Here is a 22,877-nt window from a genome sequence, read left to right on the forward strand (position 1 = left end):
ATTCGGGCACATGTGTGCCGCCGAGCTCAGTGTCGAGTACTTCTCCGGACAGGCCGAGTTCCGGGAATGGCTCGGCGCTCATCACGACTCCTCACCCGGCATCTGGCTGAAGATGGCCAAGAACGGGTCGGCGTATACGTCGATCAACTACGACCAGGCTCTCGAGGTCGCGCTGTGCTACGGCTGGATCGACAGCCAGGTCCGCCGCGTCGACGACGACTTCTTCGTGCAGCGGTTCACCCCGCGCTCGTCACGAAGTCCGTGGTCGAAGCGGAACCGGGAGTTCGCGGAGAAACTCGCCGAGGCCGGTCTCCTCGAGCCTGCGGGCGTGGCGGAGGTGGAGCGGGCCAGGGCCGACGGCCGCTGGGACCGCGCGTACGCGGGGCAGAAGGCGGCGGAGATACCGCGGGACTTCCTGGACGCCCTCGCGCAGAACCCCGAGGCCGAGGCCTTCTACGCGACGCTCGACAGCCGCAACCGGTACGCCGTCTACTACCGCTTGCAGGACGCCACCCGCCCGGAGACGCGTGCCCGCCGTATCGAGAAGTTCGTCCAGCAGTTGTCGGAGCGCCGGAAGTTCCATGACTGACGGATTTGTCGCGACTGACACAATGGCACCGTGCCTGACACGATCACCGCCACCTGCTCCGCCCTGTCCGCGACCGACGAACCCCTCGCAGGCACCGCTGCGCACGTCACGGGCTGGGTGTGCCTCGAGTTCCCCGGCGCGTGGGGGCGGGACGTGCTCGACGGCACCGCGCTCGGACCGGACCTGGCCCGTGAGCTGGACGCCCGCGCCGACGCCGCCGGGGTGCGGGTCATGTTCATCCGCCGGCCGGGCCGCAGCACCGCGGCCCCGGATCGGCGGACGGTGCTGCTGGCGCAGTCGCATCCCGCGCGGTCGTGGTGCGAGCGGCTCGAGATCGCCTTTCCGGAAGACCTGCTCGACCTGGACCTCGGGCTGATCGCGGGAAACGCACCCGGGCTGGGCACGCCGGTGACGGACCCGGTCGTGCTGGTGTGCGCGCACGGGAAGAGGGACCAGTGCTGCGCCGTCCTCGGACGGCCGGTCGCGGCGGGTCTGGCCGCGGAGTTCGGCGACGCGGTGTGGGAGTGCTCGCACACGGGTGGGCATCGGTTCGCGCCCTCGCTGATCCTGCTGCCGACGGGTTACACGTACGGCCGGCTGTCGACGCAGGGGAGTGTCGACGCGGTCCGCGCCGCCGCTCGGGGCGAGGTGTACCCGACCGGGCTGCGCGGCCGCAGTTGCTGGGACGCGCCGGGGCAGGTGGCGGAACTCGCCGTCCGCGATCTCGTGGACGCGGCCGCGGACGAGCTCACGGTGGACGCGAATTCGGTTGTCGCGCATCGTGACGGGCGCTGCTGGGTCGTCGACCTGGAGGAGCGGGAACTGCCGCCCCGGCCGGCGAGTTGCGGGGCGGCGCCGAAGCCGGTGCGACCCGTCGTCGCCACCGGAGTCCGCCCTTTCGCCCCCTGAGGCGGTCACCAGTGGGTGCCGGGCACCAGCCTTCCGACCTTCCGGGCGGCGCGGCCGAGCACCGACGACGTGTGGTGCCGGGGTTCCGGCGGGTGCTGGGGGGCCGGCGCCGCGTCGTCCGTGCTCTGTCCCTTCGCCGCCGGGGAATCGGGGAGCATGCGATACATCTGGTGCATCACGCGATCCTTGACGGCGGGTGCGAAGACGTGGCCGAGTTCCCCGAGCGTGCCGGTCGGGACGTCGATGCGCTTGGGGCGTTCGATCAGCGCCCGGACGACCATCGCGGCCGCCTTCTCCGGCGAGGTGATCGGTCCGACGTTGTACCGGCCGGTGGGCGCGATCATCGGCGTCTCGACCAGTGGCATGTGGATGGTGGTGAACGTGATTCCGTCCGAAAGGGTTTCGGACGCCGCGACGTCGGTGAACCCGTCGAGGGCCGATTTGCTGGCGACATAGGCGGCGAACCGAGGCGTCGCGCCCTGGACCCCGGCGCTGCTGATGTTGACGATGTGCCCGAACCGCCGCTCGCGCATCTGCGGGAGGAAGGCGAGGACGAGCCGGACCGCGCCGAAGTAGTTGACGGCCATGGTCCGCTCGAAATCGTGGAGCCGGTCCGTGGAGTGGTAGAGGCCCCGACGGATCGACCGGCCGGCGTTGTTGACGAGCATGTCGACGTGATCGTGCTCGGCGAGAACGGCTTTGACGGTGTGCTCGACCGACTCGTCGTCGGTGATGTCGCAGGGGTAGCCGTAGGCGTCGCCGCCCGTCGCGCGGATCTCGGCCACCACGGCGTCGAGTTCCTCGGTGCGCCGGGCGAGGAGAATGACCTTCGCGCCCTTGCGGGCCGTCGCGATCGCGGAACTCCGGCCGATCCCGGACGACGCCCCGGTGATCACCACGTGTCTGCCCACGAGCGGTCCGGCCGGATGGGGCCGGCGCGCCCGATCGGGATCGAGGTTCTCGCGCCAGTACGACCACAGCCGGTCGGCGTACGACGCGAACCGCGGGACGTCGATGCCTGTGCCGCGCAGCGCCTCCCGGGTGTCGTCGTTCACGAACACTGTGGGCAGCGTCATGTTCTCGACGAGTACCGGAGGGATGCCGAGCGCGCCGAGCACCGCCTTGCGGCCCGTGTCGAGGGCCGAGTCGGGGGTGGGATTGAGGAAGGGGCGGACGAGTCCGCCGGGCAGTCCGGTTGCGGGATGCGGCGCCCCGGCAGCCTTGGCGAGCGCTGCGTAGATCTCGCGGACCGGCTGCGGACGTGGATTGACGAGATGGAACGTCTGGCCGTCCCTTCCGGGTGCGGACATCAACTCCACGATGGCCGTGGCCACGTAGTCGACGGGTACGACGTTGGTCGATCCGATCCGGGGGACGGCCACGGGGATGGCCGCGGGGAGTTTTGCGAGCGCCGCGATGGCGGGGAAGAGATAGTACGGGCCGTCGATCTTGTCCATCTCGCCGGTGACCGAACTGCCGACCACCGCGGAGGGCCGGTAGATGCGCCATCGCAGGCCCTCGGCTTCCCGCACCAGCTTCTCCGCCTCGAACTTGGTGCGGTGATACGGGGTGGGGAATCCCTGCCCGAGATCGAAATCCGTTTCCCTGAACGGACCTTCGTGATCCCCCGCGACGGCGATGGACGAGACGTGATGCAGAGTCGCATCCAGTTCCCGGGCCAGCGCGATCACCGAGCGGGTGCCGTCGACGTTCGTGGTTGCCTGTTCGTCGCCCGCCGTGAGGTCGTAGATCGCGCCGAGGTGCAGGACGTGATCGGCTGCCGGCGCCGCGGTGAGTCCGAGGCCGGGCTCGGTCAGGTCGCCGATCAGCGGATGCACCCGTTCGCCGCCCGGCATGCCGTCGACGAGCGCCTTCCAGCGCGCGACGGACGCGCGCCGGACGAGGACGTGGATCTCGGCTGATGCATCGCGGTCGAGGATGAGTGGCAGCACGTGCCGACCCAAAAATCCGGTTCCGCCGGTGACGAGGTAGGTGGCCATGACCCGAACTTACTCCAAAGTAAGATAATGCACTAGTGGCCCAGACCCACCTTGGCGTGCACCTTCTTCATCCAGGCCGGGGCCCACCAGTTGGCCTCGCCCATCAGCTTCACGAGGGACGGAACGAGGAGCATGCGGACCACCGTCGCGTCGACGACGAGTGCGACGATCATGCCCACACCGAGGAACCGCATGATCGACAGACCGGAGATGGTGAACGCTCCGGTCACCACCACGAGCAGCAGCGCCGCGGCCGTCACGATGCGGCCCGTGCGCTCGGTGCCGAAGCGCACCGCCTCCTCCGTGGTCGCGCCGGCCTCGTGCGCCTCGACCATGCGTGACATCAGGAACACCTCGTAGTCGGTCGACAGGCCGAAGACCACGGCGAGGATGAGGACCACGAACGTCGCCTCGAGCGGTGCCGGACTGACCCCGAGCAGACTCGCGCCGTGGCCCAGCTCGAAGATCCAGGTGAGTACACCGAACGTGGCGGCGAGGCTCAGCCCCGCCATCGCGACCGCCTTGATCGGCAGCACCACCGAGCCGAACGCCAGGAACAACAGCACGAGCGTCGAACCCACCATGATCGCGATCATCACCGGCATCCAGTGCACGATCGCCGCGTTCCCGTCGTCGACGGTCGCCTGACCGCCGCCGACGAGGAGTTCGGTTCCCTCCGGCGGCGTGATGGCACGGAGTCCGTCCACTGCGGCGCTCTGGTCGTCGGTGGTGACGCCTTCGGAGTAGACGGCCTGGACCGCGACCAGCTCGTTGCCGGACGCGACGACGGTGGCCGCCCCGATGCCCTCCACCCGGCCGGCGGCCTGGGCGACCGCGGCGCCGTCGGCGGCGGTCGGGGCCGTGCCGTCGGTGCCCCGGAGGATGAGGGTGGCGCCGTTTCCGGTGGTGGGAAACTCGGTGGTGAGAGTGTCGGTGGCGATGCGGGCGGGGTCGTTCTCCGGCAGCGCCGTGTACGTGACCTCGCCGAGTGACGCGCTGAGCAGGGGCGAGGCGAGGACCATCAAGCCCGCGACGATGCCGACCGCGATGGCGACCGGCCGCCGCATCACCCACGTGACGACGGAGCCCCAGAACGTGCGGGCGCGAACCTCCCCACGCTGCGCCGCATCCTTGCGCCAGGTCAGTGCGTTGATGCGATGACCCAGGATCGCGAGCAGCGCCGGGACCGCGGTGAGTGACAGCAGCGCCGCGCTCGCGACCGCGGCCATCGCACCGAACCCGAGCGACTTGATCACGTCCTGCGGAAACACGAGCATGCCCGAGAACGCGCACACGAGAAGCAGACCGGAGAACAGCACGGTGCGGCCCGCGGTCAGGACGGTGCGCCGGGTCGCCTCCGCGACGTCGGCGCCGGACTCCAGTTCCTCGCGGAAACGTCCGACGATGAACAGGCCGTAGTCGATCGCGAGCCCCAGTCCGAGCAGGGACGCCACGTTGATCGCGAACGAACTGACGTCGGTGAACAGGGTCAGCAGGCGCAGGGTGGCCAGGGCGCTGAAGATCGAGAGCAACCCGACGAACACCGGAACGGCCGCGGCCACCAGTCCGCCGAAGATGAAGACCAGCAACACGAGAGTGATCGGGAGCGCGATCGCCTCGGCCAGCACCAGGTCCTGTTGCAGCCGGTTGTTGAACGCCACACCCACCACCGAATTTCCCGCGAACTCGGTGTCGATGCCCTCCACCTCGAGCTTCGGCAGCAGGTCGTCGAACGTGGCGGCGGTGATCCCGGCGTCGGGGTCGACGGTGATCGCGGCCGACGCTTTGGTGCCGTCCTCCGACACCATCAGCTGCTTCCTCGCCGCGTCCGCGGTCCAGTACGACGTCACCGAGTACGTGGGCACCTCGGCGGCGAACCGGTCGAGACTCGCGGTGACCTCGGGGCCGATGTCGTCCAGGGTCTTCCCGTCGGGTGCCGTGTAGATGGCGATGATGTCCGGCGTCTGTGGACCCAGGTTGTCCTGGACGATCCGGGCCACTTCGGCGGATTCGCTACCGGGATCGGTGAAGCCGCCCGAGCTGAGTTTCGCGAAGACACCGGTGCCCCACGCGCCGCTCACCAGAACGGCGACGACGGCGAGGCTCAGGACCCACCATTTGCGTGAAACAACGGTCGAGGCCCAACGTGTCATGCGTTATCTCCGGCTTGTCTGGGGCGGGCAGCTGCGACTGCCGACTGTAGTGCGGATCGGGGTGTCACCGACGGGGGTGTGATGCGGCTCCCGGCAAATCGTGCATACTCGGCATCGCACTTGCAGCCACACGCACGGGGGAAGCCGGTCCGAATCCGGCGCTGACCCGCAACGGTAGGCCACCAGATTATTTCGGTGGCGAGCCCGATTACCCGGCGTGGGGTGTGCGACATCCTTTTCGTCGTGGTCTACGAAGCGGAGTCCTGCAGGCGCCGCACAGGGCGTCTGCTGACTTCTCATTCGTGGCTCTGAGCCGCAATGAGGTTTACATGCACGGTCAGTTGTTCAGAAGTACCGGTCTGGTCACGCTCGCTGTGACCGCGCTGGTGGTCGCCGGGTGTTCGCGCGGGGAGTCCGTGGGGCAGACCGCTTCCGCCGAATCCTTCGCCGAGCCGGTGTCCGTCACGAACTGCGATCGAACGGAGACGTTCGACGGCCCGCCCCAGCGCATCGTCAGCATGAACGATCACGTCACCGAGGTGCTGATCGAGATGGGGGCCGGCGACCGCATCGTCGGCACGGGGTACGGCGACGCGACCCCGTTGCCGGAGTTCGCGGACGCCTTCGCGACGATCCCGAAACTCGCGAAGGAATACCCGGCCCGGGAGCAGATCCTCGACCTCGACCCCGACCTGGTGGTCGGTGGAATGCGGAGCGCGTTCGACGAGAAGGAGGGGCGGTCGCGCGAATCCCTCGGCGACCAGGGCATTCCCACCTTCCTGTTCTCCGAGTACTGCGGGCAGGGTTTCCCCGACATCGGTCTGCTGCGCAGCGACTACACGCAGCTCGGCGAGATCCTCGGAGTCCCGGACCAGGCGCGGGCGATCACCGACCGGGTGACGTCCGGATTGCAGGCAGTGCGTGACGAGATCGCAGGCACCGCACCGGTTCCGACGTTCTTCTACGATTCCGGCGAGGACGTCCCGCTGACGATCGGCGGTGTGGGAGTCGGCCAGCTCATCGCGGACCACGCGGGTGCGGCCAACCTCTTCGCCGAGGGGGAGAAGCCGTATTCGAAGTCCACCTGGGAGATCATCGGTGAACGCGCCCCGGAGGCGATCGTCGTCCTCGACTACGGTACGACGAGTGCGCAGGCGAAGATCGACTTCCTGAAATCGCACCCGATCATGTCGACGACACCCGCCGTGAAGGCCGGCCGGTTCGTCGTGGTGCCGCTCGACGACTTCTTCGAGAGCCCGCGCCTGGTGCGGTCGGTGGAGACGATCGCGCGGGCACTGCATCCGGACGCCGTCGGCGCGCGATGACCGTCACCGTCGAACGTGCGGCACCACCGGCGCAGGCGCCGCACCCGGCCCGCGCACGCCTCGGCTTCGTGGGCCTGATGGTGCTGCTCGCACTGACAACCCTGTTCGTCGTCGGCCTCGCGGTGTCGTTCGGTTCGGTGCGCATCCCGGTCGGCGACGTCTGGGCGATCGTCGCGCACCGGGTGGCCCCCGGCGCATTCGAGTCCTGGTGGTCGCAGGCGCGGGAGTCGATTGTCCTCGACTCCCGGCTGCCGCGGGCGCTGACCGCGGCGGCAGTCGGTGCGGCGCTGGCCCTGGCAGGCGCCGTGGCGCAGGCGGTGACCCGCAATCCATTGGCCGATCCCTATCTGCTCGGCGTGTCCTCGGGGGCGGGGTTCGGCGTGGTGGTGGTGACGGTGCTCGGGCTCGGGGTGGGAGCACTCGGCGCGTTCACCGTTCCCGTCGCGGCGTTCCTGGGCGCGATGGTGCCTCTGTTCCTGTCGCTGGCGATCGGCGGACGGTATCCGCAGCCGACGGCCGTCATCCTCGTGGGTGTCGCGTCGGCGCAGGTGTTCTCGGCGCTCATCACGTTCTCGATCCTGGTCGTCGCGGACGAGCATCAACTGAGTTCGGTGATGCACTGGCTGGCTGGCGGGTTCGGCGACTCCCGCTGGTCGACGGCGATCTTCCCGGCCGTGGCACTCGCGACGGTGGGGGCCGCGATGATGCTGAGCGCGAGCCGTATCGACCTGCTGCAGGCGGGAGACGACGGCGCCGCCGCCCTCGGCATGAACGTGCGGCGCTTCCGCGTGGTGCAGTTGCTCGGTGTGTCGATGCTGGCCGGGGCCGCCGTGTCCGTCGCGGGCGGCATCGGCTTCATCGGTCTGCTGGTGCCGCACCTGGCCGGGTACGTCGTCGGTGCGCGGGCGGTGAGGCTGCTGCCTGTCGCCGCATTCCTCGGCGCGATCGCGATGGTCGCTGCGGACACGGCCGCGCGGTCTGTCGCACGGAGCATCGAGATCCCGGTCGGCGTCGTCACCGCGTTGGTGGGAGCGCCGATCTTCATCTGGATGCTCTACCGGCAGTACCGGAGGGCCGAACAGTGACCGCGCTGAGTCTGCAACGGGTCCGCGCCGAACTCGGGTCGCGGGAAGTGCTGCACGGCGTCGACTTCTCCGTGCGTCCCGGTGAGGTGCTGGCGTTGGTCGGGCCGAACGGTTCCGGGAAGACCACCGCGCTGCGCTGCTGCTACCGCGCGCTCACCCCGACCGGGGGCGCCGTCGTCGTCGACGGAGCGGACACAGCCGATCTGGGCCGGCGGGCACTGGCCCGCACCATCGGCGCGAGCACCCAGGAACCGCGGGTGTCCGCGGGACTGACTGTGCGCGAATCCGTTTCGCTCGGACGCGTGCCGCACCGGGGCTGGTTCGAACGGGCGAACGGCGCCGACGGCGAGATCGTCGAGACGTGCGTCCGTCAGGTGGGGCTGGCCGAACTCGCCGGTCGCGACGTCCAGGCACTGTCGGGTGGGGAGCGTCAGCGGGTGTCGATCGCCCGGGCTCTCGCGCAGCAGCCGAGGGTGCTGCTGCTCGACGAACCCACCAACCACCTCGACCTGCGGCATCAGCTGACGGTGATGAACCTGCTGCGTGACCTCGCGTGCGACGGTCTGGCGATCGTCGTGACCATGCACGACCTCCGGCTGGCGGTCGAGTACTGCGACACGCTGGCCGTGATGCACGATGGACGGGTGATCAGCACCGGTCCGCCCGTCGACGTGCTGGACGACGCCGTGCTCGGCGGGGTGTTCGGCATCCGCGCGATCGTGCGGTCGACGCCGCGGTTGTCGATGGAGATCCTGGGGTTGGCCGATGGATGAGCAACTGCGGCGTGTGTACGAGCTGACCGCTTGCCGCGTCCCGATGATCGCCGACCAGATCGAGTACTCCGGCGCCTCCTCGTTCCCGGCCGTGCGCCTGACCGATCCGGGCTGGCTCGCGGACCGGGTCGCGGACACGGCGAGGCGGTGGGGCAGCGACGACCCCCGGGTCAACGGGACCCTGTGGTGGTATTCGGCCAGCTCGACACTGACCGGGATTCCGATCGCGACCGCGCTCGTCACGGGTCTCGCCGCGCGGCCGCGGCTAGGCGACGCCGTGGCATTCCTGCGGGACGACGGGTACCTCGGCGGCCTGACCGCGTCGTCGGCACTGCCGGTCACCGAGGGACTGTCCGAGCTGGCGTCCGAGATGGCCGCCGCGCTGACGCCGATCATCGACGCTCTCGCCGCGGCGTCCGGGGTGCGGCAGGCGGCGATGTGGGCGATCACGACGGATTCGATCGCCAACCGGGCACTCGACGCGGGAACGGCGTGCGGCGACCGCGCACGCGGCAGCATCTTCGCGCGGGGGCTGGTGGACGCACTCCGCCGCGTCGGTGTGGTGATGCCGGCCCCGCGGTTCGTCGACGTCCGGGCCGGGGCATCGTCGCGCCGGTTCACGCAGCGGGCGTCGTGCTGCCTGATCTACGAGACCCCCGGGTCGGGCAAGTGCGTGAGCTGCCCGAGGAGGCCGGTCGAGGACCGTCTGAGAGGCCTGACCGCGCTCGTGACGTGAATCCGGGTGGCCCGCGTTGACCGCTCCGCGCGTGTGATGGCACACTGAAGGAATTCGAACTCCCGTTCGAATGATGCGTCTTCCCCAGCGGCATCTTCCATGGTTTCGGCACGGCACGTGCGCGATATGAAGAGGTGTGCCCGATGGGTTGGGGAATGGTTTGGGGAAACGGTCCGCCGACGTGGTCCGAGATGGAGCGCGTCCTGTCGGGCAGGCCGGGGCGGGTCAGCCCGGAGTCGCTGTATCCGGGCGACGGCGGCGACAGCCCCGCGTGGTCCCGCAAGCGGGGGGAGTACCGGGCGGGCCGTCAGGAGCGCGCCGGCTCCACCGTTCCGTACGCCGAACTCCACGCGCATTCGGCGTTCAGTTTCCTCGACGGCGCCTCCCCGCCGGAAGAGTTGGTGGAGGAGGCCGTCCGGCTCGGTCTCGAGGCCATCGCACTCACCGACCACGACGGGTTCTACGGTGTGGTCCGGTTCGCGGAGGCGGCGAAGGAACTGAACATGCGCACCGTGTTCGGATCAGAACTGACATTGGACGGCGCCCATCTGCTGGTACTGGCGCGAGGTCAGGAGGGGTACCGGCGGCTCTCCCGGGAAATCGCGGCGGCGCATCTCGCGGGCGGGGAGAAGGGCAAGCTGCGCTACGACCTCGACCGTCTCACCGACGCGGCCGGGGGGCACTGGCAGATCCTGACCGGGTGCCGGAAGGGGCATGTGCGTCAGGCCCTGGCCGACGGTGGCCCGGACGCCGCGGCCGCCCGGCTGCGGGAGCTGATCGACCGGTTCGGGGCCGACCGGGTCACGGTGGAACTCACCCATCACGGCATCGCGGAGGATGGTGAGCGCAACGCCGACCTCGCCGAACTCGCACAGCAGCACGGACTTCGGGTGATCGCGTCCACGGCGGCGCACTTCGCGGGACCGCCGCGCCGGAGGCTGGCCATGGCGATGGCCGCCGTCCGGGCGCGGCAGAGCCTCGACGACGCGGCCGGGCACCTGGCGCCCGCCGGGGGAGCGCACCTGCGGTCCGGTGAGGAGATGGCGCACCTCTTCGCCGCGTACCCGGAAGCTGTGCGCGGTGCCGCGGACCTCGGGCTGGAGTGCGCGTTCGACCTGCGGCTCATCGCGCCGCAACTGCCACCGTTCGACGTGCCCGACGGGCACACCGAGGCGAGCTGGCTGCGGCAGCTCACGATGGACGGGGCGCGCCGCCGGTACGGTGCGCCGGTGGACCGGCCGGAGGCCTACCGGCAGATCGAGCACGAACTGGACATCATCACCGCGCTGAACTTCCCGGGCTACTTCCTGGTGGTCCACGACATCGTGTCGTTCTGCAAGAACAACGACATCCTCTGCCAGGGAAGGGGTTCGGCGGCCAACTCCGCCGTCTGCTACGCCATCGGCATCACCAACGTGGATCCCGTCCGCAACAAACTGCTGTTCGAACGGTTCCTCTCACCCGAACGCGACGGCCCCCCGGACATCGACGTCGACATCGAATCCGATCGGCGGGAGGAGGCCATCCAGCACGTCTACGCCAAGTACGGACGCCAGTACGCGGCGCAGGTGGCGAACGTCATCACGTACCGCGGAAAGTCCTCGGTGCGGGACATGGCCCGGGCACTGGGTTTCTCGCAGGGGCAGCAGGACGCGTGGAGCAAACAGGTCAGCCGCTGGGGCGGCATCGGGAAGGAGGTCGGCACCGACATTCCGCCCGCCGTCCTCGAACTGGCCGCTCAGATCGAGGGGTTTCCGCGGCACCTCGGCATCCACTCGGGCGGCATGGTGATCTGCGACCGGCCGATCGCCGACGTGTGCCCGGTGGAGTGGGCGCGCATGGAGAACCGCAGCGTTCTGCAGTGGGACAAGGACGATTGCGCGGCGGTGGGTCTGGTGAAGTTCGACATGCTGGGCCTCGGCATGCTGTCCGCGCTGCACTACATGATCGACCTCGTGGCCGAGCACAAGGGCATCGAGGTGGATCTGGCGCAGCTGGACCTCTCCGAGGAGGCCGTCTACGAGATGCTGCAGCGGGCGGACTCGGTGGGGGTGTTCCAGGTGGAGTCACGGGCCCAGATGGCCACCCTGCCGAGGCTGAAACCACGGAACTTCTACGACCTGGTGGTGGAGGTGGCGCTCATCCGCCCCGGTCCGATCCAGGGCGGATCGGTGCACCCGTACATCCGACGCCGCAACAAGCTCGAACCGGTGACCTACGACCACCCGTCCCTGGAGAAGGCGTTGAAGCGGACGCTGGGTGTGCCGCTGTTCCAGGAGCAGTTGATGCAGATGGCGGTCGACGTCGCGGGTTTCAGCCCGGCCGAGGCCGACCAGCTCCGACGGGCCATGGGTTCCAAACGGTCGCCCGAGAAGATGGAACGGCTGAGGGGGCGGCTCTACCAGGGCATGCGGGAGATGCACGGGATCGGCGACGATGTGGCCGACCGGATCTACGAGAAGCTGTACGCCTTCGCGAATTTCGGTTTCCCCGAAAGTCATTCGCAGAGTTTCGCCGCCCTGGTGTTCTATTCGTCGTGGTTCAAGTTGCATCACCCGGCGGCGTTCTGCGCCGGTCTGCTGCGGGCGCAGCCGATGGGGTTCTACTCGCCGCAGTCGCTGGTGGCCGACGCCCGCAGGCACGGGGTGCAGGTGCACGGCGCAGACATCAATGCGAGTCTCGCCCACGCCACCGTCGAGGCGGGCGGGACGGAGGTGCGTCTCGGGCTCGGGGAGGTGCGGCACATCGGGACCGCGCTGGCCGAGCGGATCGTCGAATCCCGCGGCGACGGAGGGCCGTACACGTCGTTCCTCGACCTCACCGGCCGGGTGGAACTGAGCACGGCGCAAGCCGAATCGCTGGCAACCGCAGGTGCTCTCGACAGTTTCGGGTTGTCCCGCCGGGAGGCGTTGTGGGCGGCGGGCGCCGCGGCGGGGGAGCGCCGCGACCGGCTGCCGGGGATCGGGGCGTCCACCCGCGCGCCGACCCTGCCGGGGATGAGCGATCTCGAACTGGCCGCGGCGGACGTATGGGCCACCGGGGTGTCCCCGGACACGTACCCCACCCAGTTCCTGCGCCCGCAACTCGACGCGCTCGGGGTGATCCCGGCGGCGCACCTGCTCGATGTCCCCGACGGCGACCGGGTTCTGGTGGGTGGGGCGGTGACCCACCGGCAGCGCCCGGCGACGGCCGCGGGGGTCACGTTCATCAACCTCGAGGACGAGACCGGGATGGTCAACGTGGTGTGTTCGGTGGGGTTGTGGGCGAAATACCGCAAGCTCGCCAACACGGCGCCCGCACTGCTGGTCCGCGGCAAGGTGCAGAACGCGGAGGGGGCGGTGACGGTGGTGGCGGATCGGCTGCAGCTGATGGATTTGCGGGTGTCCGCCAAATCCAGGGACTTCAGGTGAGCCGGCACCGCTAGCATTCGGACATGAGGAGATACGTCTTGTCGGCGATCGTCGTGGCTTCGCTGGCGCTTGCGGGGTGTGGTGGTCCCGGCAGTGACTCCTCCCAACCGTCGCCCGCCCCGACACCGGGGGACTCGAGCCAGATGGAAATCGGTGGCGCAGTACAGCAACCCGCGAAGGACCAGGCGCCCACCGACCGCCAGGAGATCATCACCGGTCAGGTCGCGCTCACGGCGGACGACCCGGTGGCCGTCGGCAGGCAGATCGTGGACAAGGTCGACGATCTGGGTGGACGCGTCGACCAGCTCACCGAACAGCCGGGCTCCGATGATCAGGACGCGAGCAGTTCCCTGACCATCCGGGTGCCCGCCGATTCGCTCACCCGGACGTTGGACGATCTGCGGGAACTGGGCACGGTCACCAGCGTCAGCGTCACGAAGAGCGACGTGACGATGCAGTCGCAGGATCTCGACGCCCGGATCGGCGCGTTGACGGCGTCCGTCACCCGGCTGCAGGGGCTCATCACGTCGGCGGCGAACACCGCGGATCTGATCGAAGCCGAGAGGGCGCTGTCGGAGCGTCAGGGCGAACTGGACAGCCTCACCGCCCAGAAGCGGTCGCTGAGCGACCAGGTGGCACTGGCCACGCTCATGATCGACGTCACCTCCACGGATGCCGAGCAGCCCAGTCCCGGTCCGGACAACTTCTGGGAAGGGCTCGTCGCGGGCTGGCACGCCCTGCTGTCGGCGATCAAGGGCGGCGCCGTGGTCGTGGGGGCGCTGATTCCCTGGTTCGGATTCGTGGCCGTCATCGCACTGGTCGTGTACGGCGCGTACCGTCTGCGCCGGATGTACAACAGGCCGCCCGGCCCACCGTCGGGCCCGGCGCCGGAACGAGAAGAGGCGAAGACGCAATGATCGAAGTCGACCTGAATGCCCTGGACGGCGCATTGGCGTCGGGTGCCCCCGTCATCGATGTGCGCGAGGCCGACGAGTACGCCCAGGCGCGGGTGCCGGGTGTGACGCTGATTCCGCTCAGTGAGTTCGTCGCGCGCGTGGACGAGATCCCGGAAGCCGAGGTCGTCTACGTGATCTGCGGGGTGGGCGGCCGGAGCCTGCAGGCGGCGGAGTACCTGAACGCACGGGGGATCAACGCCGTGTCGGTCGCGGGTGGCACGTCCGCGTGGATGCAGTCCGGACGTCCCGTCGACTCGGGCGCCTGACACCCGAATCACGGTTCGCGGTCAGCGGACCGCGCTGAGGGCGTGGGCCGCGGGGTCGTCGCGGACCACGCGCCCACCCCGTTGCCCGGCGGCGTGCCGCAGTGTGCGGACCGCGACGGTGCTCCAGATCAGCACGAGCGCGCACCACAGGGTCACGCCTGCGCCGACGACCACGACCGAGTCCAGCGCGACGCCCAGCGAGTTCGCGCCCAGCGCGCAGGTGCCGATGGGGAACGTGAAACTCCACCAGCTGGGCGTGAACGTCAACCCGCGGCGAAAGGCCCTGGCGGTCACCGTGACCAGGGTCACGAGGGCGAGGATGCCGAGTGCGCCGACCGTGGTCCCGTAGACCACGCCCACCGAGAGCAGCCAGGTGTGGCCGGATGCCCCGCCGAGCAGATTGATCGCCGCCACCGACTGTCCGATCACGCCGAGCGGAATCCAGAGCGTGGGCACGAGCGGTGTGTCGGGAAGCCCGTTGCTCAGCAGATGGCGTCCGACGACGACGGCGACGGTCAGCGCGGCGCCCAGCGCCAGCGCGAACAGGGTGTAGCAGACCGCCAGCATCGCGATCTGCGGCGCGCCGTCCGGGAGGTGCGTGACCAGTGCGGCACCGGTGGCGGCCGACACCATGGGCGGCACGACGGGCATGAGCCAGGACGGCACCGGGGTCACCTGGTGGGGCCGGGTCAGCCGGCGCGCCATCACGACGTAGGTGACGAGTCCGATGACGGTCCCGACCGTCCACAGGGCGGCCGACGCGGGGACGGCGACACCGCCGAGAAATTCGCGACCGGCGGATCCGGTGCCGGCGCCGACCGTCAGCACCGCCATCGACACGGCACCGTAGAACGGGAACATCGTGTGGCTGCGCGCGTCCGCGAGTGCGTCGTCGCGGCGACGGATCCAGTGCCGCACCAGGGCGGTCGTCAGCACGACGAGCAGCGTCACGGCGATCAGCCAGAAGATCTCGGCGGCCGTCCGGGCGACCGGAAGGCCGGCCGGAAATGCCGCGGCGACGACTGCGAGGATGCCGGTGCCCATCACTGCTGCGAACCAATTCGGGGTCATACCTAGAGCTTGCCGACGCATCGTCGTGGCCGGTAGAAGGCTTGTGGTTGAATACCCACAAATCGCGTTTGTGGGACTAGCCTAGGGTTGTGCCGCTGTCCCCCCGAGTACCCGAACTCAGTGCCCTCGACGTCCTGCTGTCCGTCGAGCGGCTCGGAAGCATGGGCGCGGCGGGGCGCGAACACGGGCTCAGTCAGCAGGCCGTCAGCGCCCGGGTGCGTTCGGCCGAGCGGCAGTTCGGTATCAAGGTGTTCAGCCGCGGCGCCAGCGGGGTACGCCCCACATCGGAGGGTGCGCTCATCCTCGAATGGGCGAGTCACATCCTCGCCACGGCCGAGGAACTGGCGTCGGGAGTCGCGGCGCTGCGCGGCGAGCGGCAGGCCGGGCTGACGGTGGCGGCCAGCATGACGATCGCCGAGTACCTGGTCCCCGGGTGGACCGTCGCGATGCGGCGCAAGTACCCGAACGTGGTCACCAACGTGCGGCTGCTCAACTCGTCCGAGGTCACCGCCCGGGTGCTGTCCGGTGAGGCGGATCTCGGGTTCGTCGAGGGCCCGGACATTCCGGCGGGACTGCAGGTGCGGGAGATCGGCCGCGACCATCTGGTGGTCGTGGTGCCGCCGGAGCACGAATGGGTCCGACGGTCGCCGATTCCCGTGTCGGAACTCGCCGCGACGCCGATGATCCAGCGGGAGTCCGGTTCCGGGACGCGCACCACTCTGGAGAACGCGGTGCCGCAGTGCGTCCCGCCGTTGCTCGAGTTGACGTCGTGCACGGCGGTGAAGGCGGCCGTCGTGGCGGGTAACGCTCCGGCAGTGCTGTCGTCGCTGGCGGTGGCCGCCGACCTGACGGACGGCCGCCTCGCCTCCGTTCAGGTGGAGGGGTTGACGCTTCCGCGGCGGCTCTCCGCCGTCTGGGACCCGGTGCGCGGCGTTCAGGGTGCGGCGCGCGATTTCCTCGACATCGCCCTCGGTGCCGGCGCGGCCGCGGGTATCGGGGCCGCAGCCGTCGGGGCTACAGCGCAGCCCCTTTGAATCCGTGCTGCCGCCACGCCTCGTACGTGACGAGGGCGGCGGCGTTCGACAGGTTCAGCGACCGCCGGCCGGGCAGCATGGGGATGCGGAGTCGCTCCGTCACGTGGGGATCCGCCAGCACTTCCTCCGCCAGTCCGGTGGGTTCGGGACCGAACAGCAGAACGTCGCCGGGCCGGTAGGCGATGTCGGCGTACGACACGGTGGCGTGCGCGGTGAAGGCGTACACCCGCGCAGGCTCCACCGCGGCCCAGGCCGCCTCCAGGTTCTCGTGCACGGTCACCGACGCCAGGTCGTGGTAGTCGAGCCCGGCGCGTTTGAGTTTCGGCTCGGACAGGTCGAATCCGAGTGGACCCACGAGGTGCAGTTCGCAGCCGGTGCCCGCCACCATGCGGATGGCGTTGCCGGTATTGGGTGGGATTCGGGGTTCGTGGAACATCACTCGGAACACCCGCACAGCTTAGGGGCACACCGCGAGGCGGCATGATGGACGCATGGATCCGGTAGAAGAGGTGGTGGGTGAGGACTACGGCGACGCACGACTCCCCGCGCAGAACTGGCAGCGGCGGCACTACACGAAATGCAACTTCCGCGACGCCGACCTGAGTGAACTCCGCACCGAGTCGGTGATCTTCACCGACTGCGATTTCACGGGCGCCGACCTCGCCGAGTCGCGTCATGTGGGGACGGCGTTCCGCTCGTGCTCGTTCACCAGAACGACGCTGTGGCACAGCGAGTTCCGCAACTGCAGCTTCCTCGGATCGGAATTCGACAACTGCCGACTGCGCCCGATGGTCTTCGACGAATGTGATTTCACGCTCGCGTCGCTGGGCGGCGCGGACCTGCGCGGACTCGATTTCACGGACTGCCGGTTCCAGGAGGCCAACCTCGTCCGCACGGACCTCCGCCGCGCCGTGCTCCGCTCGGCGGACCTGTTCGGCGCCCGCACCGGCGGTGCGAAATTCGACGGCGCGGACCTGCGCGGCGCCCACGTCGACGCGAACCTGTGGACGGCGGTCTCGCTGGACAAGGCGCAGATCGAACTCACCCAGGCCATCGCGTACGCGACGGCCAACGGGCTCGTGGTGGAACCGACCTGACGCGCGTGTGGCGAACCTGAGAGAATGGGGCACGTGACTGCAACGATCCTCGATGGCAAGGCGACCCGCGACGAGATTTTCGAAGACCTGAAGGTGCGGGTGAGCGCCCTGAAGGACAAGGGCATCACGCCCGGTCTCGGCACCGTTCTGGTGGGCGACGACCCGGGGTCGGCCGCCTACGTGCGCGGGAAGCACAACGACTGCGCGAAGGTCGGGATCACCTCGATCCGCCGCGACCTGCCCGGCGACATCACGCAGGAGAAGCTCGACGCCACCATCGACGAGCTCAACGCCAACCCGGACTGCACCGGCTACATCGTGCAGCTCCCGCTGCCGAAGCAGCTCGACGAGAACACCGCTCTCGAGCGCATCGACCCCGACAAGGACGCCGACGGCCTGCACCCGGTCAACCTGGGCCGGCTGGTGCTGGGCAAGGAAGCGCCGCTGCCGTGCACGCCGCGCGGAATCCTGCACCTGCTGCGCCGGTACGAGGTGCCGATCGAGGGTGCCCACGTCGTCGTCGTCGGTCGCGGTGTCACCGTGGGGCGCCCGATCGGTCTGCTGTTCACCCGGCGCAGCGAGAACGCCACCGTCACCCTCTGCCACACCCGTACGCGGGACCTCGGCGCCGAGGTCCGCCGCGCCGACATAGTCATCGCCGCGGCGGGTGTACCCGGGCTGGTCACGGCCGACATGGTCAAGCCCGGTGCCGCGGTGCTCGACGTGGGTGTGAGCCGCACCGAGGACGGACTGCGCGGCGACGTGGCGGCGGACGTTGCCGAGGTCGCCGGCTTCCTGTCCCCGAACCCCGGTGGCGTCGGGCCGCTCACCCGCGCCTTCCTGCTGACCAACGTCGTGGAGCGGGCCGAGCGTGTCGCAGCGTCTCTCGGCTGACATGGCCGACTGGGGGCAGTTCGCGAAGAAGAATCTGCCGATGCTCGCAGTCCTCGTCGTCATCGTCGTGGCCGTCGTGTTCGTGCTCGCGGATCGGTGGCGACGAGGCGCGTTCGTGTTCGGTGTCGCCACGCTGCTCGCGGCGGTTTTCCGGTTGATGATGCCGTCGGAGCGCGTCGGACTGCTCGCGGTGCGCAGCAAGCCTTTCGACGTGGGCGCGCTCGTGGCCGTCGGGGGCGCGATCGTGTGGCTGGCCGTGTCGATCGACCCGCTCGGAACCGACTAGCGGTCCGAGCGGGCGTCGTCCGGCGCCGGTGTCAGCGTCCGGCGCGTGCCAGTTGCATCGTCTCGGAGAGCAGTTTCGCGACGGCGGCGGCCTCGGTGAGGAACCCGTCGTGGCCGTCCCGCGAGTTGAGCACCCGCAGACCGTCGCAGGTGGGGATGTCGTTGGCCAGATCCTCCTGCAGGCGGATCGGGTACAGGCGGTCGGAGTCGACGCCGCCCACGATGACGGGGGCGGTGATCGTCCCCAGCGCCGCGGCGATGCCACCGCGACCGCGGCCCACGTCGTGCCGGTTCATGGCCTCGGACAGCAGCACATACGTGCTCGGGTCGAACCTGCCGACCAGCTTGTCGGCCTGGTGCTGGAGGTAGCTCTCGACGGAGTACCGTCCGCCGCGCCACGGGTCCTCGCCGTCCTGCGGCGAGTTCGCGAACCGGGAGTCGAGTTCGCTCTCGGTGCGGTACGTCAGGTGCGCGATCCGGCGGGCGATGCGCAGACCCGCCAGGGGGATCCGGCCGGTGCCGTGATAGTCGCCGCCCTGCCAGTCGGGGTCGCTGGTGATGGCCGCGATCTGGGTGGTCTGCGTGCCGATCTGGTCGGCGGTCGCGCGGGCGCCGACCGCGAGAACGAGCGCCGACGCCACCTGGTCCGGGTAGGTGACGGCCCACTCGAGCGCGCGCATCCCGCCCATCGAACCACCGACGACGGACGCCAGCTTGTCGATGCCCAGCAGGTCGGTGAACTTCTTTTCGGCCGCGATCTGGTCGCGGATGGAGATCTCCGGGAAGCGGCTGCCCCACGGGCGCCCGTCCTCGGCGATCGAACCGGGACCGGTGGTGCCGCGGCAGCCACCGAGGACGTTGGTCGCGACGACGCACCACTCGTCGGTGTCGATCGGCGCACCCGGACCGACCATTCCGGTCCACCATCCGGGGGAGGGGTGCTCGTCGGTGACGGGTCCGGTGACGTGGGAGTCACCGGTGAGGGCGTGCTCGACGAGCACGACGTTGTCCCGGTTGGGGGACAGCTCACCCCATCGCTGCACGGCAAGGGACACCGACGGGATCACTGTTCCGCTCTCGAGCTCGAGCGATCCGATGTCGATGGTGCCGAGTCGTCCGTCCGCCACGGGCAGGTTCTGTACAGCGCTCACGGTCAAGATGCCGCCGCCGTAAGTCCGGTCTCGATATCGGCGATGATGTCGTCGATCCCTTCGATGCCGACAGCCAGGCGGACCAGTCCGGGGGTGACGCCGCTGGCGGCCTGCTCCTCGGGGGTCAGCTGGGAGTGTGTGGTGGACGCCGGGTGGATCACCAGCGAGCGGACGTCGCCGATGTTCGCGACGTGGCTGTGCAGGGTGAGCGCGTTGACGAACTTCTTGCCCGCGTCGATGCCGCCGGCGAGTTCGAACGTCACGATGGCACCCGCACCCCTCGGCGCGATCTGTTTCGCCCGGTCGTGCCAGGGCGACGACGGGAGCCCGGCGTATCCGACGGACACGACCTCCGGGCGGGCCTCCAGGTACTGCGCGACGGCGGTCGCGTTGGACACGTGTCGTTCCATGCGAAGGCTCAGCGTCTCGAGGCCCTGCGCGATGAGGAATGCATTGAACGGGGAGATCGCCGAACCGAGGTCGCGAAGCAGCTGCACGCGAGCCTTGAGGGCGAACGCAGGCGGTCCGAGCTCGGAGTAGACGACGCCGTGGTAGCTCGGGTCCGGCGTGGTGAAGTTGCCGTGGCGGCCCTGGGTCCAGTCGAACGTGCCGCCGTCGACGATGACACCGGCGATCGCCGTGCCGTGACCGCCGAGGTACTTGGTGGCCGAGTGCACCACGATGTCCGCGCCGTGCTCGAGGGGGCGGATCAGGTAGGGAGTGGCCACCGTGTTGTCGACGATCAGGGGGAGTCCGTGCTGATGCGCGATCCCGGAGATGCCGGGCAAGTCGAGGACGTCGTTGCGGGGATTGGAGATGGTCTCGCCGTAGAACGCCTTCGTGTTGTCCCGGACCGCGTCCTTCCACTGCTCGAGGTCGTCGGGGTCCTCGACGAACGAGACTTCGATGCCGAGCTTGGGCAGCGTGTAGTGGAAGAGGTTGTACGTGCCCCCGTACAGCCGCGGGCTGGAGACGATGTGGTCGCCTGCCTCGGCGAGATTCAGGATCGCGATCGTCTCCGCGGCCTGTCCGGAGGACAGCAGCAGGGCGGCAACGCCGCCCTCGAGCGTGGCGATGCGCTGCTCGACCGCGTCCTGCGTGGGGTTCATGATGCGGGTGTAGATGTTGCCCGGCTCGGCCAGACCGAACAGCGCGGCAGCGTGATCGGTGCTGTCGAACGTGTACGAGGTGGTCTGGTAGATCGGCAGCGCCCGCGCCTTGGTGGTCGCGTCGGACGTCTGCCCGGCATGGATCTGCTTGGTCTCGAACGACCAGTTCTCGGTCATGTGCTGTCTACTCCAGTGGTCTGACGAGGCGCGGACGGAGTGCTGGTTCGTTCGCGCGCAGGGCTTGTCTGGGGTCTATCTACGACAACAACAACACATCATGAACCTCCGATGTCGGACCCGCGCTTGTCACCCGACTGTTGTATGAATCAGGGAACCAGGTCATCACCCGGGGCACCCCACCGCGGTGGAGGGTTGCCGGCCAGCTAGCCGGGGCTCGTTGCTGGCACTCATGACCTGGAGTGAATCTTAGCGGCTGAGGTGGAACGACCGGAAACGGCACCGATCAGGGCCGCTAGCAGGGAAAAGTTACCCGCGAGTAGGGGTGGGTTGCGCGCCCCACCTGTTGCGAGCCGCTCGCATAGCAGTACGCTTGTCTTGTTTAGGTGCGGTCTCCCCAGGGGCCGCCGTGACCGTCTACGTTTGATAAGCGAACCGTTCGCGGACCCACTCACAAAGTGCGCCCGCAACCGTGTAACCAGGGAAACTTCCTAGGAGGACGCGAAGCACCCATGTCCAAAATCAAGGTTGAGGGCACCGTCGTCGAACTCGACGGCGACGAGATGACACGCATTATCTGGCAGTTCATCAAAGACAAACTGATCCATCCTTACCTGGATGTGAACCTCGAGTACTACGACCTCGGCATCGAGTACCGGGACGAGACCGACGACCAGGTGACCGTCGACGCGGCCAACGCCATCAAGAAGCACGGCGTCGGCGTCAAGTGCGCGACCATCACCCCGGACGAGGCACGCGTCGAGGAGTTCGGTCTCAAGAAGATGTGGCGGTCGCCCAACGGCACCATCCGCAACATCCTCGGTGGGACGATCTTCCGCGCGCCGATCATCATCTCCAACGTTCCGCGACTGGTTCCGGGCTGGACCAAGCCGATCATCATCGGCCGTCACGCCTTCGGTGACCAGTACCGCGCCACCGACTTCAAGGTCCCCGGCCCCGGCAAGGTGATGATCACCTACACGCCCGAGGACGGCAGCGAGCCGATCGAGCACGAGCTGGTGAACTTCCCCGAGGGCGGCGGCGTCGTCCAGGGTCAGTACAACTTCACCAAGTCCATCGAGGACTTCGCGCGCGCCTCGCTCAACTACGGCCTGCAGCAGAACTACCCGGTGTACCTGTCGACCAAGAACACCATCCTCAAGGCGTACGACGGCGCATTCAAGGACATCTTCCAGCACGTCTACGAGACCGAGTTCAAGCCGGAGTTCGACGCGGCCGGACTCACCTACGAGCACCGTCTCATCGACGACATGGTCGCGTCGGCGCTCAAGTGGGAGGGTGGCTACGTCTGGGCCTGCAAGAACTACGACGGCGACGTCCAGTCCGACACCGTCGCGCAGGGCTTCGGATCGCTCGGCCTCATGACATCCGTGCTGCTGACCCCGGACGGAAAGACGTGTGAGGCCGAGGCCGCACACGGCACCGTGACGCGTCACTTCCGTCAGCACCAGCAGGGCAAGCCGACGTCCACCAACCCCATCGCGTCGATCTTCGCGTGGACCCGTGGACTCGAGCACCGCGGCAAGCTCGACAACACCCCCGACGTCATCGGCTTCGCCCAGAAGCTCGAAGACGTGGTCATCAAGACCGTCGAGGGTGGTCAGATGACGAAGGACCTCGCGATGCTGGTCGGCGGCGACCAGGGCTACCTGACCACCGAGGAGTTCCTCGGTGCGCTGGACATCAACCTCCAGAAGGCCATCGCCGAGCAGTAGGCACCGAGCCGCAGCGCTACGAACGGGACGTCCCTCACGGGGGCGTCCCGTTCGCCGTCTCCGGGTCCCGGGTGAGTCATCTCACGGTCGTTCGAGGCGCGAAAGGCGGAATCCGGGGAAG

General features: G+C 68.9%; 20 protein-coding genes and 2 riboswitches. Of the genes, 14 read left to right on the forward strand and 6 right to left on the reverse strand.

Annotated elements, in window-relative coordinates; genetic code table 11:
* Window positions 1–10: 10 nt before the first annotated feature.
* Complete coding sequence (locus FND50_RS13625) at window positions 11–589, forward strand: YdeI family protein (RefSeq protein ID WP_144286108.1); 579 nt, start codon at window positions 11–13, stop codon at window positions 587–589.
* 30 nt (window positions 590–619) lie between these two features.
* The gene (locus tag FND50_RS13630; RefSeq protein WP_054248810.1) at window positions 620–1,498 is read left to right on the forward strand and encodes a sucrase ferredoxin; all 879 of its coding nucleotides are present in this window, start codon (window positions 620–622) and stop codon (window positions 1,496–1,498) included.
* A gap of 5 nt (window positions 1,499–1,503) precedes the next feature.
* Here the strand turns inward: FND50_RS13630 and FND50_RS13635 are convergent, their stop codons facing one another.
* Window positions 1,504–3,498 (reverse strand): SDR family oxidoreductase, encoded by a 1,995-nt coding sequence (locus FND50_RS13635; RefSeq protein WP_144286109.1) that lies wholly within the window; start codon window positions 3,496–3,498, stop codon window positions 1,504–1,506.
* A 32-nt stretch (window positions 3,499–3,530) separates the two neighbouring features.
* Entirely contained in the window at window positions 3,531–5,651 is a 2,121-nt protein-coding gene (locus FND50_RS13640) for an MMPL family transporter (protein ID WP_005561683.1), read from the reverse strand.
* Between the two features lie 100 nt (window positions 5,652–5,751).
* Window positions 5,752–5,886, forward strand: a riboswitch (cobalamin riboswitch).
* Window positions 5,887–5,980: 94 nt separating this feature from the next.
* Here FND50_RS13640 and FND50_RS13645 point away from each other — a divergent pair.
* From FND50_RS13645 to FND50_RS13675, 7 genes are all read left to right on the forward strand, one after another.
* On the forward strand, window positions 5,981–6,976 hold the full coding sequence (locus tag FND50_RS13645) for an ABC transporter substrate-binding protein (RefSeq protein WP_144286110.1): 996 nt from the start codon (window positions 5,981–5,983) through the stop codon (window positions 6,974–6,976).
* Window positions 6,973–8,061: an iron ABC transporter permease gene (locus FND50_RS13650; protein WP_144286111.1), complete on the forward strand. Its 1,089-nt coding sequence runs from the start codon at window positions 6,973–6,975 to the stop codon at window positions 8,059–8,061. The genes FND50_RS13645 and FND50_RS13650 overlap by 4 nt, the downstream gene beginning before the upstream one ends.
* Window positions 8,058–8,834, forward strand: coding sequence for an ABC transporter ATP-binding protein (locus tag FND50_RS13655; RefSeq protein WP_144286112.1), 777 nt, complete (start codon window positions 8,058–8,060; stop codon window positions 8,832–8,834). The genes FND50_RS13650 and FND50_RS13655 overlap by 4 nt, the downstream gene beginning before the upstream one ends.
* A complete protein-coding gene (locus tag FND50_RS13660) occupies window positions 8,827–9,570 on the forward strand; it encodes a (2Fe-2S)-binding protein (protein ID WP_144286113.1) in 744 nt (247 codons plus the stop codon). The genes FND50_RS13655 and FND50_RS13660 overlap by 8 nt, the downstream gene beginning before the upstream one ends.
* 155 nt (window positions 9,571–9,725) lie before the next feature.
* A complete protein-coding gene (locus FND50_RS13665; RefSeq protein ID WP_144289049.1) occupies window positions 9,726–12,980 on the forward strand; it encodes an error-prone DNA polymerase in 3,255 nt (1,084 codons plus the stop codon).
* A 23-nt stretch (window positions 12,981–13,003) separates the two neighbouring features.
* A complete protein-coding gene (locus tag FND50_RS13670; protein WP_043786659.1) occupies window positions 13,004–13,897 on the forward strand; it encodes a DUF4349 domain-containing protein in 894 nt (297 codons plus the stop codon).
* Window positions 13,894–14,202: a rhodanese-like domain-containing protein gene (locus FND50_RS13675; RefSeq protein WP_005560188.1), complete on the forward strand. Its 309-nt coding sequence runs from the start codon at window positions 13,894–13,896 to the stop codon at window positions 14,200–14,202. Before FND50_RS13670 ends, FND50_RS13675 begins: the two co-directional genes overlap by 4 nt.
* A 21-nt stretch (window positions 14,203–14,223) precedes the next feature.
* On the opposite strand, the gene FND50_RS13680 is transcribed toward FND50_RS13675, so the two are convergent.
* Window positions 14,224–15,273, reverse strand: coding sequence for a TDT family transporter (locus tag FND50_RS13680; RefSeq protein ID WP_144286114.1), 1,050 nt, complete (start codon window positions 15,271–15,273; stop codon window positions 14,224–14,226).
* A gap of 89 nt (window positions 15,274–15,362) precedes the next feature.
* On the opposite strand from FND50_RS13680, the gene FND50_RS13685 reads away from it, so the two are divergent.
* Window positions 15,363–16,307, forward strand: coding sequence for a LysR family transcriptional regulator (locus FND50_RS13685; protein ID WP_005560184.1), 945 nt, complete (start codon window positions 15,363–15,365; stop codon window positions 16,305–16,307).
* Here the strand turns inward: FND50_RS13685 and FND50_RS13690 are convergent.
* Window positions 16,288–16,755, reverse strand: coding sequence for a tRNA (cytidine(34)-2'-O)-methyltransferase (locus tag FND50_RS13690; protein ID WP_144286115.1), 468 nt, complete (start codon window positions 16,753–16,755; stop codon window positions 16,288–16,290). The two genes, FND50_RS13685 and FND50_RS13690, sit on opposite strands and share 20 nt — an antisense overlap.
* 43 nt (window positions 16,756–16,798) lie before the next feature.
* On the opposite strand from FND50_RS13690, the gene FND50_RS13695 reads away from it, so the two are divergent.
* The 3 genes from FND50_RS13695 to FND50_RS13705 are packed head-to-tail and all read left to right on the forward strand — an operon-like array spanning window position 16,799 to window position 18,584.
* The gene (locus FND50_RS13695) at window positions 16,799–17,404 is read left to right on the forward strand and encodes a pentapeptide repeat-containing protein (protein ID WP_144286116.1); all 606 of its coding nucleotides are present in this window, start codon (window positions 16,799–16,801) and stop codon (window positions 17,402–17,404) included.
* A 33-nt stretch (window positions 17,405–17,437) separates the two neighbouring features.
* A complete protein-coding gene (locus FND50_RS13700; protein WP_005257035.1) occupies window positions 17,438–18,298 on the forward strand; it encodes a bifunctional methylenetetrahydrofolate dehydrogenase/methenyltetrahydrofolate cyclohydrolase in 861 nt (286 codons plus the stop codon).
* Window position 18,299: 1 nt separating this feature from the next.
* A complete protein-coding gene (locus FND50_RS13705) occupies window positions 18,300–18,584 on the forward strand; it encodes a DUF3017 domain-containing protein (RefSeq protein ID WP_005239865.1) in 285 nt (94 codons plus the stop codon).
* 31 nt (window positions 18,585–18,615) lie between these two features.
* Here FND50_RS13705 and FND50_RS13710 read toward each other — a convergent pair whose 3' ends face one another.
* Both FND50_RS13710 and FND50_RS13715 read right to left on the reverse strand, forming a co-directional pair.
* Window positions 18,616–19,740: a homoserine O-acetyltransferase gene (locus FND50_RS13710; protein ID WP_005560178.1), complete on the reverse strand. Its 1,125-nt coding sequence runs from the start codon at window positions 19,738–19,740 to the stop codon at window positions 18,616–18,618.
* Entirely contained in the window at window positions 19,737–21,020 is a 1,284-nt protein-coding gene (locus FND50_RS13715) for a bifunctional o-acetylhomoserine/o-acetylserine sulfhydrylase (protein WP_144286117.1), read from the reverse strand. The genes FND50_RS13710 and FND50_RS13715 overlap by 4 nt, the downstream gene beginning before the upstream one ends.
* A gap of 117 nt (window positions 21,021–21,137) precedes the next feature.
* Window positions 21,138–21,258, reverse strand: a riboswitch (SAM riboswitch).
* Window positions 21,259–21,532: 274 nt separating this feature from the next.
* Here FND50_RS13715 and FND50_RS13720 point away from each other — a divergent pair.
* Window positions 21,533–22,756, forward strand: coding sequence for an NADP-dependent isocitrate dehydrogenase (locus FND50_RS13720; RefSeq protein ID WP_005560536.1), 1,224 nt, complete (start codon window positions 21,533–21,535; stop codon window positions 22,754–22,756).
* Window positions 22,757–22,877 lie beyond the last annotated feature (121 nt).

The sequence above is a fragment of the Rhodococcus sp. WB9 genome (genome assembly GCF_007558985.1).
Taxonomy (GTDB): domain Bacteria; phylum Actinomycetota; class Actinomycetes; order Mycobacteriales; family Mycobacteriaceae; genus Rhodococcus_F; species Rhodococcus_F opacus.

Excerpts from the sequence above, each read along its gene's own strand:
- FND50_RS13715 (WP_144286117.1), bottom strand. The coding sequence starts at position 21,020 with ATGACCGAGAACTGGTCGTTCGAGACCAAGCAGATCCATGCCGGGCAG.
- FND50_RS13640 (WP_005561683.1), bottom strand. The coding sequence starts at position 5,651 with ATGACACGTTGGGCCTCGACCGTTGTTTCACGCAAATGGTGGGTCCTG.
- FND50_RS13705 (WP_005239865.1), top strand. The coding sequence starts at position 18,300 with ATGGCCGACTGGGGGCAGTTCGCGAAGAAGAATCTGCCGATGCTCGCA.
- FND50_RS13665 (WP_144289049.1), top strand. The coding sequence starts at position 9,726 with ATGGTTTGGGGAAACGGTCCGCCGACGTGGTCCGAGATGGAGCGCGTC.
- FND50_RS13720 (WP_005560536.1), top strand. The coding sequence starts at position 21,533 with ATGTCCAAAATCAAGGTTGAGGGCACCGTCGTCGAACTCGACGGCGAC.
- FND50_RS13675 (WP_005560188.1), top strand. The coding sequence starts at position 13,894 with ATGATCGAAGTCGACCTGAATGCCCTGGACGGCGCATTGGCGTCGGGT.
- FND50_RS13695 (WP_144286116.1), top strand. The coding sequence starts at position 16,799 with ATGGATCCGGTAGAAGAGGTGGTGGGTGAGGACTACGGCGACGCACGA.
- FND50_RS13670 (WP_043786659.1), top strand. The coding sequence starts at position 13,004 with ATGAGGAGATACGTCTTGTCGGCGATCGTCGTGGCTTCGCTGGCGCTT.
- FND50_RS13645 (WP_144286110.1), top strand. The coding sequence starts at position 5,981 with ATGCACGGTCAGTTGTTCAGAAGTACCGGTCTGGTCACGCTCGCTGTG.
- FND50_RS13650 (WP_144286111.1), top strand. The coding sequence starts at position 6,973 with ATGACCGTCACCGTCGAACGTGCGGCACCACCGGCGCAGGCGCCGCAC.
- FND50_RS13680 (WP_144286114.1), bottom strand. The coding sequence starts at position 15,273 with ATGACCCCGAATTGGTTCGCAGCAGTGATGGGCACCGGCATCCTCGCA.
- FND50_RS13635 (WP_144286109.1), bottom strand. The coding sequence starts at position 3,498 with ATGGCCACCTACCTCGTCACCGGCGGAACCGGATTTTTGGGTCGGCAC.
- FND50_RS13660 (WP_144286113.1), top strand. The coding sequence starts at position 8,827 with ATGGATGAGCAACTGCGGCGTGTGTACGAGCTGACCGCTTGCCGCGTC.
- FND50_RS13625 (WP_144286108.1), top strand. The coding sequence starts at position 11 with ATGTGTGCCGCCGAGCTCAGTGTCGAGTACTTCTCCGGACAGGCCGAG.